The organism is Collinsella sp. AM38-1BH (assembly GCF_003467545.1).
In the GTDB taxonomy this organism is placed as follows: domain Bacteria; phylum Actinomycetota; class Coriobacteriia; order Coriobacteriales; family Coriobacteriaceae; genus Collinsella.
The window spans coordinates 37703-50870 of record NZ_QSHC01000010.1 but is presented as its reverse complement, the minus strand read 5'-3'; the positions used below and the strand labels follow the sequence as shown (position 1 = coordinate 50870).

13 protein-coding genes are annotated in these 13168 nt (G+C 60.6%); 12 read left to right on the top strand and 1 reads right to left on the bottom strand.

Going from position 1 to position 13168, the window contains the following annotated elements:
• Positions 1-115: 115 nt before the first annotated feature.
• Genes efp through DW870_RS05640 form a run of 7 tightly spaced genes read left to right on the top strand, consistent with a single transcriptional unit; the run spans position 116 to position 5212 of the window.
• Positions 116-679, top strand: a complete 564-nt coding sequence (gene efp, locus DW870_RS05670) for an elongation factor P (RefSeq protein WP_006233983.1) — start codon at positions 116-118, stop codon at positions 677-679.
• Between the two features lie 24 nt (positions 680-703).
• The gene (locus DW870_RS05665; protein WP_006233982.1) at positions 704-1066 is read left to right on the top strand and encodes an Asp23/Gls24 family envelope stress response protein; all 363 of its coding nucleotides are present in this window, start codon (positions 704-706) and stop codon (positions 1064-1066) included.
• Positions 1067-1069: 3 nt separating this feature from the next.
• Positions 1070-1657, top strand: a complete 588-nt coding sequence (nusB, locus tag DW870_RS05660; RefSeq protein WP_147326609.1) for a transcription antitermination factor NusB — start codon at positions 1070-1072, stop codon at positions 1655-1657.
• Positions 1658-1659: 2 nt separating this feature from the next.
• Positions 1660-1899, top strand: coding sequence for an exodeoxyribonuclease VII small subunit (locus tag DW870_RS05655; protein ID WP_006233978.1), 240 nt, complete (start codon positions 1660-1662; stop codon positions 1897-1899).
• Positions 1900-1933: 34 nt separating this feature from the next.
• Complete coding sequence (locus DW870_RS05650) at positions 1934-2737, top strand: TlyA family RNA methyltransferase (RefSeq protein ID WP_233539338.1); 804 nt, start codon at positions 1934-1936, stop codon at positions 2735-2737.
• Positions 2734-3594, top strand: coding sequence for an NAD(+)/NADH kinase (locus DW870_RS05645; RefSeq protein ID WP_117762925.1), 861 nt, complete (start codon positions 2734-2736; stop codon positions 3592-3594). The genes DW870_RS05650 and DW870_RS05645 overlap by 4 nt, the downstream gene beginning before the upstream one ends.
• Positions 3584-5212, top strand: coding sequence for a DNA repair protein RecN (locus DW870_RS05640; RefSeq protein ID WP_117877139.1), 1629 nt, complete (start codon positions 3584-3586; stop codon positions 5210-5212). The genes DW870_RS05645 and DW870_RS05640 overlap by 11 nt, the downstream gene beginning before the upstream one ends.
• A 59-nt stretch (positions 5213-5271) precedes the next feature.
• Here DW870_RS05640 and DW870_RS05635 read toward each other — a convergent pair whose 3' ends face one another.
• Complete coding sequence (locus DW870_RS05635) at positions 5272-6129, bottom strand: MurR/RpiR family transcriptional regulator (protein ID WP_118273438.1); 858 nt, start codon at positions 6127-6129, stop codon at positions 5272-5274.
• Between the two features lie 272 nt (positions 6130-6401).
• Between DW870_RS05635 and DW870_RS05630 the strand changes: the two genes are divergently transcribed.
• The 5 genes from DW870_RS05630 to DW870_RS05610 all read left to right on the top strand — a co-directional run bounded on the left by DW870_RS05630 (position 6402) and on the right by DW870_RS05610 (position 13062).
• Positions 6402-8411: a fructose-specific PTS transporter subunit EIIC gene (locus tag DW870_RS05630; RefSeq protein ID WP_117877137.1), complete on the top strand. Its 2010-nt coding sequence runs from the start codon at positions 6402-6404 to the stop codon at positions 8409-8411.
• Positions 8412-8832: 421 nt separating this feature from the next.
• Complete coding sequence (locus DW870_RS05625; RefSeq protein WP_022094575.1) at positions 8833-9096, top strand: HPr family phosphocarrier protein; 264 nt, start codon at positions 8833-8835, stop codon at positions 9094-9096.
• 133 nt (positions 9097-9229) lie between these two features.
• Entirely contained in the window at positions 9230-10933 is a 1704-nt protein-coding gene (gene ptsP / locus DW870_RS05620; RefSeq protein WP_117735073.1) for a phosphoenolpyruvate--protein phosphotransferase, read from the top strand.
• Positions 10934-11007: 74 nt separating this feature from the next.
• Positions 11008-11940 (top strand): 1-phosphofructokinase family hexose kinase, encoded by a 933-nt coding sequence (locus DW870_RS05615; RefSeq protein ID WP_117735074.1) that lies wholly within the window; start codon positions 11008-11010, stop codon positions 11938-11940.
• Between the two features lie 189 nt (positions 11941-12129).
• Entirely contained in the window at positions 12130-13062 is a 933-nt protein-coding gene (locus tag DW870_RS05610; RefSeq protein ID WP_117877135.1) for a 1-phosphofructokinase family hexose kinase, read from the top strand.
• The last annotated feature ends 106 nt before the right edge of the window (positions 13063-13168 follow it).

Below are 13168 nucleotides of genomic sequence, written 5' to 3'. Positions count from 1 at the left end.
GGCGCCCCGCGTTCTCTTTTTATGCGCTCGCTGCAGGCGCCGTCTGCAAGTGTATAATTTCGGTCGTATGTAACTTGGACGCTTGTGCGTTCTGCCTATAACAAGAAAGGTCGCTATGCCTACCATTTCTACCGCCGACTTCAAGAACGGCCTCGGTCTCCGCATTAAGGACAAGGTCTACACCATCGTCGAGTTCCAGCATGTCAAGCCGGGAAAGGGTGGCGCGTTTGTGCGCTACAAGACCCGCGACATCAAGAGCGGCCGCGTCGTCGAGAACACCTGCAACGCCGGCACCAAGTTCGAGAGCGTCATGCTCACCACCCGTGAGTTCCAGTACCTCTACAACGATGGCACCGACTACATCTTCATGGACAACGAGTCCTATGAGCAGGTTCCCGTTCCCGAGGACATGGTGGGCGAGAACTCCAAGTGGCTGCGCGAGAACGACATCTGCCAGCTGCTCTTCGCCGACGATGAGCTCATGGGCGTGACCCCGCCGATGTTCATCGAGACCACCATTGTCCAGACCGACCCGGGTTTTAAGGGCGACACCGTCCAGGGTTCCACCAAGCCGGCCACGATCGACACCGGCGCTGTCATCCAGGTCCCCATGTACCTCAACGAGGGCGAGGTCATCAAGGTTGACACCCGCGACGGCAAGTTCGTCTCCCGCGTCTAGCAACCAACTCTTCTAGGAGGACTCATGCCCCAGGAAATCAAGATTGACGGTATCGGCATTTCGCCCGATGTTCTGACCGCCATCGTCTCGCGCGCCGTGTCCGATGTCGAGGGCATCGCCTCCGTTGGCGTCAAGGACCTTGCCACCAACCTTGTCTCCATGATGCTCTCGTCCAAGGCCCCGGCTTCCGAGCCGGCGGTCGAGGCCGAGGTCGTCGGCGACAAGCTCGCACTCACCGTGCGTGTCGTGGTGTTCTTTGGCTATCCGTTCAAGAAACTCGCCGAGGCCGTTCGCGCCGCAGTTGTCGCCGCCATCGATGCCCAGGTGGGCGTTGAGGTCGAGCGCGTTGACGTTTGCATCGACGGCCTCGTTTTCCCCAAGGAGTAACCTTTGAGCCTTAAGGTTTATCGCGGGCGCACGCTTGCCCGCAGTCAGGCGCTGCAGCTGCTGTTCCAGGCCGAGGCCACGGACAGCCCGCTCGAGCGCGTCCTCGAGGGCGATTTCTTGATCTCGAAGGGTCCCCTCGACCCCTATGCGCTGGTGCTTTGCCGCGGTGCCTACGAGCATATTGATCGCATCGACTGTGCCCTGCGCGCCGTCGCCAAGAACTGGGATCTTATGCGCATGCCCGGTGCCGACCGCAATCTGCTGCGTATCGCTGTCTATGAGATGCGCTTCCTCACCGACGAAGAGGTTTCGGACGCTATCGTGATCAACGAGGCCGTAGAAATCGCTAAGGCTTATGGTACCGACCAGTCCGCATCGTTTGTCAACGGCGTGCTGGGCAAGATCGCTCGCAGCGAGGAGCTGCCGGGCGAGGACCTGTACCAGGAGCTGCTGGCCGAGGATCGCGCTCGCGAGGAGGCACAGGCTGCCGAGGCGGCCGCCAAGGTCGCTGCCGCTCAGGCTGCCGCCGGCGTATTAGCCGAGGATGCGGACGCTGCTGAGGCCGTCGAGGCCGACTCCGTCGAGGAGTAGTCATGCCAGAGGGTTCTGTCCGCAACTTTGACGAGATCTCGGACCGTCTAGACCAGATCATCGCTACCGTTCGCTCCAAGGATACGTCCTTGGAGCGTTCACTCGATCTGTTTGACGAGGCAATTGAGCTGGGCTCCCGCGCGGTCGATATGGTCGACAAGTTTGAGCTGACTCCGCGTGAGGCCGATAAGCTCGAGCAGGAATACGATGAGGACGCGGCAAACGAATCCCAGGATAGCTAGCCGCATCTCCGGATACGAATGGTTGATGGCATTCATGAAACGCGTGCGTCTTGATGACGAACTGATTTCACAGGGCATCTGCGCCGATCGCGCGGATGCCCTTCGCACTCTTATGGCCGGCTTGGTCTCGAGTGGCGGCGAGCGCTTGACTTCGCCGGGCCTTAAGGTGACCCCGGGTCTGCCGCTGCACGTGAAGGGGCGCATTCCCTATGTCGGCCGCGGCGGTCTTAAGCTCGAAGGCGCGCTTGATGCGTTTGACATCAATCCGACGGGCCTTGCCTGTCTGGATGTTGGCTGCTCTACCGGCGGCTTTACCGATTGCCTGCTCAAGCGCGGAGCTGCGACCGTTGTCTCGGTGGACGTGGGTCGCGCCCAGTTCGATTGGTCGTTGCGTCAGGACGATCGCGTGACACTGCATGAGCGCACAAACGTGACGCAGCTGCCCGAGCTTGGCTATGCGGGCGCCATCGACCTGGCTGTGTGTGATGTCTCGTTTACCAGCATTGCGAACATTATCGATGCGGTGCTGGCGTGCCTGGCACCTATGGGCGCATTCTGCACGCTCGTAAAGCCGCAGTTTGAGGCTCCGGCGGCGCTGGTGGGTGAGGGCGGCATTGTGACCGATCCCGCTGTGCGCCGCGATACACTCGCGGCGGCGATTGAGCTCTTTGCTGCCAAGGGCCTGTTCCCGGTCGATGTGTGCGTGTCACCCATTCATGGTGCCAAGGGCAACGTTGAGTTTTTCCTGTACGGCACGAGGTTTGCCCCCGGTGAACGCACCGACGATGAGCTGCAATCCCAGGTATCGGTTTTGAGCGAGAAAGCTGCAACGCTATGAAGGTCTTTCTGGTTCCCAATTACTACAAGCAAGAGGCGGTCGAGAGTGGCCTGATGCTCGAGCTTTGGCTTTCGCGCCAGGGCTACGAGGTGGCATGGGCTGCCGATCAGCGCTCCAAGATCCAGAGCGCGCCCGATGTTGACGATGCCGACCTGGTCATTACGCTCGGCGGCGACGGCACGCTGCTGCGCGCGGCTCGTATCCTCAACTATCGCGAGATTCCTATCCTCGGTCTTTCCTATGGCCACCTGGGCTTTTTAACTGCTGCGAGTCCGGAGGAGCGCGACATCCTGCAGGTCGTGAGCGATGCCCTGTCCGGCGAGCTGCACGTGAGCCGTCGCGCCACGATCGCCGCGGATATCGTGTCCGTGCGCGACGATGGCACGAAGGATGTTGTGCGCACGTTCGCCCTCAACGACATGGCGCTCACGCGTGGCCCCCTTTCCGATATGGTCGAGTTTGACATCACAGTGTCGGACCACCATATCGATCGCTTGCGTGGTGATGGCGTGGTCGTGTCCACGGCGACTGGTTCTACGGGGTACGCGCTGAGTGCCGGTGGCCCCATCGTGAGCCCCGACTATACGGGCATGGTCTGCGTACCCATTGCCCCGCACACCATTCAGGCCCGTGCCTTTTTGACTTCGCCGAGTGATGTCGTCGAAATCTTTATGTCTGATGACCGCCCGAGCGTTCCGGCGATCGCTATCGATGGACAGTTTATTACCTGCGATGGGACCGTCGAGAGCGTGGCGGCGCGTCGTGGGCCCGGAGATGTGCTGCTGCTCGATTACGGCCCCGAGAGCTTTTATAACTCGGTGAGCCGCGTATTCTACGGAGTCCGTCATGATCGATGAGCTGCAGGTTTCTAACATTGCACTCATTCGCGAGGCGACGTTGGTGCCGAGTGCCGGCCTGACTGTCCTGACCGGCGAGACCGGCGCCGGCAAGACCGCGCTGCTCTCGGCGCTCAAGCTCATTTTGGGCGAGCGCGCGGATTCGTCGATGGTGCGCGAGGGCGAGGCGCTGGCGAGCGTCGAGGCGCGCTTGTTCGACGGGCCGCACGACACGGAAGGCTTCACCGTGCAGCGCAGCCTTTCCGCCGAGGGCCGCAGTCGCGTAAAAATTGACGGCCGCATCGCCAGCGTGCGCGAGCTTTCGGAGCGCGTTGGCGTGATGATGGATTTGTGCGGGCAGCATGAGCATCAGCGCTTGCTCGACCCGGCGCATCACGTTGCGATGGTCGATGCCTGGGCGGGGCGCTCTGCGCTCGAGGCGCTGGATGCGTACCGCACCTGCTTTAAGGCATCGCGCGCTGCCGCCAAGGAAGTTCGACGTGTCGAAGAGGCCTCGCGTGCGCAGGGGAGCCGCGTCGAGGAGGCGCGCTTTGCCCTCGAGCGCATCGGCGAGGTCGACCCCAAGCCGGGCGAGTATGAGGAGCTCGAGGAACTGCTACCGCGCTCCGAACATGCCGAGGTACTGGTTGCCACAGCTAACGATGCCCATGCATCGCTTGCCGCCGAAGGGGGAGCGCTCGATGCCGTGAACAGTGCCGTGGCAGAGCTTTCCCGTATGGCTGCCGTCGATCGCAAACTGGGTGACATTGCCGATGCGCTTTCGGATGCCTGTATCTCCCTTGAGGATTGCGCGAACGAGCTTCGTGCCTATCGCGATGGCATCGCCTTCGACCCGCGCGAGCTCGCTCGCATGCGTGAGCGGTATTCCGACCTCAAGGGCCTGTTGCGTCAGTGGGGTCCCACCATGGACGATGTGTTTGCCATGCGCGATCGCTCGCAAGAGCTGCTGTCCCTGGTCGATGATGGCGATGAACAGATCAAACAGGCGCGTGAGGCGCTCGGGATCGCCGAGCGCGAGTTGTTTGCCGCTGCCAAGGCACTTAAGCGCGCTCGCAATACGGCGGCCCCGCGCTTCTGCCACGAGGTTGGCCGCCAGATGGCGCGCTTGGAGATGGGTAGTGCCGAGCTCGTCTGGGAGTCACGTGATCTTCCCCGTGCTGAGTGGACGCCCGTTGGCCCTTCGAGCTACGAGCTGCTATACCGCAGCGGTGCCGGTTTGACGCCGCGCCCCCTGCGCCGAATTGCGTCGGGCGGCGAGCTAAGCCGCGTCATGCTGGCAAGCAAGGTTGTCCTCGGTAACGCAGACGGTGTCGATACGCTGGTGTTTGACGAGGTTGATGCTGGTGTTGGTGGCTCCACGGCGCGTGCGCTTGCAGGCGTGCTGGCAGATCTCGCCGCTACACATCAGGTGATTGTCGTAACCCACTTGGCACAGGTTGCCGTCATGGCCGACAAGCATTATGTTGTCAGCAAGGAACCGGGCGATGTTCCCCAGACGCAATTGGACGAGGTAACCGGCGAAGCGCGTACCGGCGAGATCGCCCGCATGCTCAGCGGCGATCAGTCCGAGGCAAGCTTGGCCCACGCCAAGCAGATGCTCGAAGAAGCTCGAGGTTAGGTCGTATCAGCGGTGTTGGTGGGACAAAATAGACTGTAATTTTTGTCCCACAACGCGTTTTACTCAACGACCTTGTCCGGCTGGATGAGCTCCTCGTAGTAGCTGATATGCTCGCGCGCGTCCTCGATTTCGGGCAGCAGGAAGTTGTAGATAACCTCGATGATCATCGTTGCGCTGATTTTAGAGAACGCAAAGTCGCCCGTCGTCAGCAGCGCTTCGTGGTTGACGGTATTAAAGGTGTAGTCTGCCAGGCGCGCGAGCGGGGATTTGCTGTCGCTGCTGATGACGACTATGGTTGCGCCGCAGTCGCGAGCCGCTTTTGCCATGCGATTCAGTCGGCGCGATTTGCCGGAGTTTGAGATAAGCACGATGACGTCACCCGGGCGCAACGTGAGCGCAAAGCCGATTGATGTCTCGCTAATGGTGCTTGCCATGCAGCGCAGGCCCAGCTGCGAAAACTTAAACGTCGCATCGAGCGCGACCGCGTTCGTATTGCCCACAGCCGCAAACTCAATAACCCCTGCATGCTTAAGGGCATGCACAACAGCCGCCAGCGTATCGTGGTCGATCCCGTCGATGGTCGCATTAAGCTCGCTTACCTTGGCAGCCAGTATGTTCTTGAGGCTCTGCTCCATATTGTCGAGCGAGACCTCGTCAGTCAGGCCCTCGTTGCGCTGGCTTTCCAAATCCCTTGCCAACGAAAACTGAAAGCTGCGGAAGCTACCAAAGCCAAGCTTGCGGCAGAAGCGAGAAACGGTCGCCTCGGACGTGGCGGCGGCGCGCGAGAGCTGAGCCGCCGTGAGGCGTGGCGCCTCGGACTGGTGCTCCAATATATAGTCGACAATGCGCTGCTCGGACTCGCTATATCCCTGATGGGTACTAATGAGGGAAAGCGCGCTCTTGCTACTATCGGTCATGGATGGCTCCTGGTTGGCATGAAAATCGGACTCGTTTTGTATTCTCATAGTATAGGGGGATTTTCAATTACAAGATACATCTTGCCGTTTCAAGAGTTGATGGTAAACTTTCACCTACCGTTTACGGTTATGAAAGAACCTTTCACCGGAGAATTGCGCCTTGTCTCTTCTCACGCGGACGGTAGGTTGGTATCTTTCAGTTGTGGAAAAGCGCGCAAGGACGCGCGTGTAGGGGAGCGCCTGCGGGCGCAAAACTTAAAAAGGAGGGACACATGGCTAAGTTTGACATCATCGCCGCGACCGGTTGCCCGACCGGCATTGCGCACACCTTCATGGCGAAGGAGGCGCTGGAGAAGGCAGCTGCCGAGCGAGGTCTGACCATTAAGGTCGAGACTCATGGCCAGGTCGGTGTCGAGAACGAGCTCAGCAAGAGCGAGATCGCTGGCGCCAAGGCCGTCGTCGTCGCAGCTGACAAGGATGTCCAGGCCGAGCGTTTTGCCGGCAAGCCCATGGTTTCCGTTGGTGTTTCCAAGGCCCTGTCCGTTGAGGCCGCCGGTAAGCTGATTGACCGCGCGCTCGCCGCCAAGGGCGACAGCACGGTTGCAGCCGCTGCCGATGTCGAGGACGAGGTCGAGGAGAAGGAGTCCATCGGCCACGTCATCTACAAGCACCTTATGAACGGCGTCAGCCATATGCTGGTCTTCGTCGTCGCCGGTGGTGTCCTGACCGCCGTTTCGTTCCTGTGGGGCATCACGTCCTTCGATTCGACGGCTGCCGACTACAACAGCTTCGCCGCTATGCTCAAGATCATCGGCGGCATTGCCATGAACCTCATGGTTCCCGTGCTTTCCGCCTACATCGCCGAATCCATCGGCAAGCGCCCGGCGCTCGTCCCCGGTTTTGTTGCCGGCATGATCGCCATCCAGGGCCTGCCTGTTAACGCCGAGACCGGCCTGATCGACGCCGGTGGCGCCGGCGTGGGCTTCGGCTTCCTCGGCGGCATCGTCGGTGGCTTCCTCGCCGGTTATGTCATCCTACTGCTCGAGAAGGTCTTTGCCGGTCTGCCCAAGAACCTGGACGGCCTCAAGGCAATCTTTTTGTACCCGCTGTTCTCGACGGCTATCGTCGGCTTGGTCATGCTCGGCATTTCCGGCCCCATGGCTGCCATCAACACCGCCATGATGGACTTCCTCAAGGGTCTGTCCGCCTCTGGCGCCGTTGTTCTGGGTCTTGCTATCGGCTGCATGTGCGCCTTTGACATGGGCGGCCCGGTCAACAAGGCTGCTTATGTCACCGGTACCGCTATGCTCACCGAGGCCCTGGCCGCCGGTGTTGGCACCGACACCTACAACTTCGGTACCAACTTCATGGCTGCCGTCTCCGCCGCTTGCATCGTTCCGCCGCTGATCACCACCTTCGCCGTCGTTGTCGGCAAGAAGTACTTCAGCCAAGAGGATCATGACGCCGGTATCGTCAACCTCATCCTTGGTTGCACCCACATCACCGAGGGCGCCATTCCGTTCATGACCAAGAACATCTGGCCCGTCATGCCCATCATGATGCTCGGTTCCTCTATCGCTTCGATCCTGACCATTATGTTCAACGTTCACGATCCGGCGCCTCACGGTGGCTTCCTGGTCCTGCCCGTTGTCGAGAACGGTCCGCTGTGGGTCCTCGCGATCCTCATCGGCGCCGTGGTCGGTGGCATCCTGTTCGTGGCCTTCAAGAAGCACGACTTCGAGAAGAATCAGAAGGCCGCTCCTGCTGCTCCCTCTAAGTCGGTCGAGGCTCCCAAGCCCGCTGCTGTCGAGGCCCCCAAGGCCGAGGCTGCCGACTTTGTGAAGGTCGAGAACGTTTTTGTCGCCGAGGACTTCACTTCTCGTGACGAGGCTCTGAGCTTCGTTTCCAACCAGGCTGTCAAGGCCGGTATCGCCAGTGACGCCGACGCCGTGATGAACGCCTTCCTGGCTCGCGAGGCCGAGGGCACCACGGGCATGATGGAGGGCTTCGCCATTCCGCATGCCAAGTCCGACGCCATTACCGAGGCTGCCGTCATCGTCGTCAAGGACGAGTCTGGCGTGACCGGTTGGGACACCATGGACGGCGCTCCCGTCAACGTGGCCATCGCTCTGCTCATCCCGGGTGCCCAGGCTGGCACCACGCACCTCAAGATCCTGTCCAAGGTCGCCGAGGCGCTCATGGACGAGGACTTCCGTGCCACCGTCAAGGGTTCCACCGACGCCGCCGAGATCGCAAAGACGATCAACGCCCGCCTGGTCTAATCCCACAGTTCGCGAATTACATCGCCCCCTGTAATAAAGGCGGAGACCCTCTCCAGGGCCTCCGCCTTTTTCGAAAATAGAGAACACACCGGTTGATCCCATCAGCCAGAATTCCTTTCAGCCGACATTGCTCTGGACCGACCGAGTTTCCGCAGCTTGCTCGCCGGGCGGGGCGATTAAGTTTGTCGCGAGTTCCGCACGCAAAGGAAAGCACTTAATGTGCTTTCCGTCTTACGCAGGACTGTAGAGCAGCAAACTTAACCGCCCCGCCAGGCGAGCAAGCGGACGACAAACACATCTGTCCAATAATTCGTCTGAAACACAATGAAAAACCGTTTGATGTGAGTTAATATAAACAACGTCGTGAATCTGACTCCTGCCACATGCATGACAGGGGTTAAACACAAAAAAGGAGTCAACTATGGTTTCTGAGAAGGCTACCCTCGTTAATCCTCAGGGTCTGCACATGCGTCCGGCTGGTCTGTTCGCCTCCACCATGGGCAAGTACGCCTGTGACGTGACGGTCGTCACCCCCGAGAAGGAGGTCAACGGCAAGTCCCCGATGGCCCTCATGGCTGCTGGTATCCCCTGCGGCACCGAGGTTGAGGTCAAGTGCGACGGCGCTGATGAGGCCGAGGCTCTGGCTGCTGCCATCGAGCTCATCAAGAGCGGTCTTGGCGAGTAGAACTCAAACGGGTCGCATGTTGAACAACTAAGTTCATGTTTGGGGGCGCAGTGACCTGTTTTAAGGTAGCTGCGCTCTTTTGTCATGGATATGGCAAAACGCTTTATCACATGACACGGAGAGAGGAATGGGAATGTATCAGGGAGTCAACGCTTCTGAGGGCATCGGTATCGGCACCGTCATGGTCGCCGTCGATCCCGACTTGACGTTTGAGCCGCACGAGGTTGCTGATTCGGCAGCAGAGAAGGAGCGCTATCAGACCGCTCTTTCGGTCTTCTGCGATAAGACCCAGGCTCAGGCCGACCACATGAAGGAGACGGTGGGCGAGGCCGAGGCCGAGATCATGAGCGGACACATTGTCCTGGCTCAGGACCCGGGCATGACCGACGCCATCAACGCCGCCATTGATGGCGGCACCTGCGCCGAGCAGGCGCTCATGGACACCTCGACCATGTTCGAGAACATGTTCCTGTCCATGGACGATGAGATGTTCCGTCTGCGCGCGGCCGACATCGCCGACATCCGCACCGGTATTCTGGCCGAGCTGCTGGGCAAGGAGGTCGTCGACCTCTCCGTCCTGCCCGAGAACACCGTCGTTGTCGTGCACGACCTCACGCCGTCCATGACCGCCACGATCGACAAAGCTCACGTTGCCGGTATCGTCACCGAGACCGGTGGCCGTACGTCGCACTCCGCGATCATCGCACGTGCCCTCGAGATTCCAGCCGTCCTTTCGGTTTCCAACAGCTGCACCGCACTGCGCAACGGCATGACCGTCGTCGTCGACGGTGGCAAGGGTGTTGTCGAGGCCGATCCCGACGAGGAGACGCTTGCCGCCTACACCGCCAAGGCCGAGGCCTTCGCTGCCGAGAAGGCAGCCCTCGAGTCCTTCCGCGGCAAGCCTTCTGTGACTGCCGATGGCATCAAGAAGATCATCGCCTGCAACATCGGCAACCCCGATGACGTGCCCAACGCGCTCGATCACGACGCCGAGGCTATCGGCCTGTTCCGCTCCGAGTTCCTGTTCATGGACTCCGCCGAGCTTCCTTCCGAGGAGGAGCAGTTCAACGCCTACCGCAAGGTCGCCAGTGCGCTTAAGGGCGCTCCGGTCATCATCCGCACGCTCGATGTGGGTGGCGACAAGGAGATTCCGTACCTGCACATGGTCAAGGAAGAGAACCCCTTCATGGGCTTCCGCGCCGTGCGTTACTGCCTGGCCAACCCCGACCAGTACAAGGTGCAGCTCCGCGCCCTGCTGCGCGCCAGCGCCTTTGGCGACGTCAAGATCATGATCCCGCTCGTCACCTGCGTCGAGGAAGTCGTGGCCGTTAAGGAGCTCGTCGAGCAGTGCAAGGCTGAGCTGACCGAAGAGGGCCGCAAGTTCAACGAGAACATCGAGGTCGGCATTATGGTCGAGACGCCTGCCGCCTCGCTGCTCGCTGACCGCCTGGCCGAGGTCGCCGACTTCTTCTCTATCGGCACCAACGACCTGATTGGCTACACTATGTGCGCCGACCGTGGCAACGACACCATCTCCAACCTGTACCAGGTGTACTATCCCGCCGTGCTCCGCTCTCTCAAGAACATCATCGAGAGCGGCGTGAAGGCCGGCATCATGGTCGGCATGTGCGGCGAGGCCGCTGCCGATCCGCTGCTTGAGCCGCTGCTGATCAGCTGGGGCCTGGAGGAGTTCTCGATGAGCGCTCCGTCAATCCTGCGCGCCCGCAAGACCATCAGCCAGTGGACCAGGGCCGAGTGCGACGAGCTCGCCGAGAAGGCGCTCGCCTGCAACACCGCCGCCGAGGTCAAGGCGCTGCTCGAGTCCGCAGCTCGCTAATTTGGTATCAGAGGTAACCGCGTGGCTGGAATGGGCCGGCCACGCGGCCCTCACGTATACAGGGGGTACTGTAAATGTTCTACACGCTAACTGCTAACCCGGCTGTCGACATGACGGTTTCGAGCTCTCCGCTTGAGCCCGATGAGAACGTCCGCACCGGTTCGGCCAGCTACACGGCCAACGGCAAGGGCCTCGACGTGTCCTTCGCCTTCAAGAAGATGGGGGTCGACACCGTCGCGCTCGGCTTCTTCGCTGGCTTCACCGGCAAGTTTATCGTCGAGGAGGTCATGAACCTCGGTTGCCTGTGCCGCCCGGTCTGGACCGACGGTATCACGCGCATCAACACCTACGTCAACGATGGCCAGCACGAGTACGGCATCCTGAACCCCGGCGCTCCGATTACGCCGCAGCACCAGGAGGAGCTCTACAACATCCTGGACACCGCGGGCGATCTTGAGTGCCTGATCGTCTCCGGCTCCGTGCCTCCCAAAGCCACGCCCGACTTCCTGGCTCAGGTCATGGAGCACGCTCAGGCTCGTGGCGCCGACGTCGTCCTGGACCTGTCCTCCGACAAGCTCAAGGAGCTCGCTCACAAGAAGCCGCTGCTCATCAAGCCGAACCATCACGAGATGAAGGCTATCTTCGGTGTGCCGGTCGATACCGACGACGAGGTCCGCATTGCCATGAAGCTGGCTCACGAGGCCGGCGTTCAGAACGTGCTGCTCACCCGTGGTAGCCGCGGCGACGCCTACTTCTCCAACGGCGAGGACATCTGGTACGCGAAGCGTGAGTTCAACATCAAGCTGGTCTCTTCCGTCTGCGCCGGCGACTGCACCCTCGCTGCGTTCCTGCACAAGTGGTACAAGAACCGCGACAACGTCGAGGAGGCCATGAAGCTCGCTATGGCCACCGGTGCCAACGTTGCCGAGTCCGTCGGCATTGGCGACTTTGGTCACGTCGACGAGTACAGCAAGCGCATTGCTGTCCGCAAGCTCGATCGTCAGTAATCGAAACGCGACATATTCGTGCGCATGCGGCGCCCCGGTTTCGGCCGGGGCGCCTTTTTTGTTCGCCCATGGGGGAGACATGTTCTGCCGTACTTCATCGCTTCCACACCGTTTACCGAGTTGTCCTAGCCTTTTACCGATGTGTGGAATATACTTTCATTAACACGTTGCCTTGTGAAAGGAACATTCATGATTTACACGCTCACTGCAAATCCCGCCATCGACTACAACATCGCCTGCGACGGTCTTGACGCCAACACCGTCACGCGTACCCGCAACGCCGTTTACACGCCCAACGGCAAGGGTCTCAACGTCTCGTTCACCCTCGATCACTACGGCGTCGACACCACGATCCTGGGCTTCTTCGCCGGCTTTTCGGGCGAGTTTATCGTCAAGGGCGCCGAGGCCCTGGGCGTACCCGTCAAGCCCGTGTGGACCGATGGCATCACGCGCGTCAACGTGTTCCTCAACGCGGGCCCCGACACCGAGTACAACATGGTCAACGCCGGTGCCGCCATCAACGAGGCCAACGAGCAGGAGATGTTCGAGCTCATCGATTCGCTCGACGACATGACCTGCCTGGTCATTAGCGGCTCACTGCCCCCCAACACCTCTGATGGTTTCCTCGCCGAGGTGCTTCGCCGTGTTAAGGCAAAGGGTGCCGAGTTCGTGCTTGACATCTCGAGCCATCAGCTGGCAGACCTCATTGCCATGGAGCCTCTGCTGATTAAGCCTAATGACGACGAGCTGCTCGATATCTTTGGCATTAAGGTGAGCGGTGGCGACGACGAGTCCGTCAAGGGTGCCATGGCCGAGCTGCATGCCAAGGGCGCTAAGAACGTACTGCTGACCCTTGGCGGCGATGGCGCGTACTTCTCCAACAGCGAGCACATCTGGTTTGCCAACCGCACCTTCGACGTCAAGCTGCTGTCGACGGTGTGCGCGGGCGACTCCTCCCTGGCCGCTTTCCTGTCCGTGTGGCACGACGCCCCCGAGTGCGTCGAGGACGCCCTGCGCCTGTCGATGGCAACTGGCGCCAACGTGGTCGAGTGCCCGGGTCTGGGTGACTTTGCCAAGGTGGAGGAGTACAAGAAGGGTATTGCCATCCGTCAGGTTTGCTAGCGCGGCACACGGTTTCATTCTTTGCTTGTCGAGCACCCGTCTCGGATTTTCGAGACGGGTGCTTTTTTAAGCCTGCTGTCGAGCCCTTGGGGCTCAATCGTGCGCG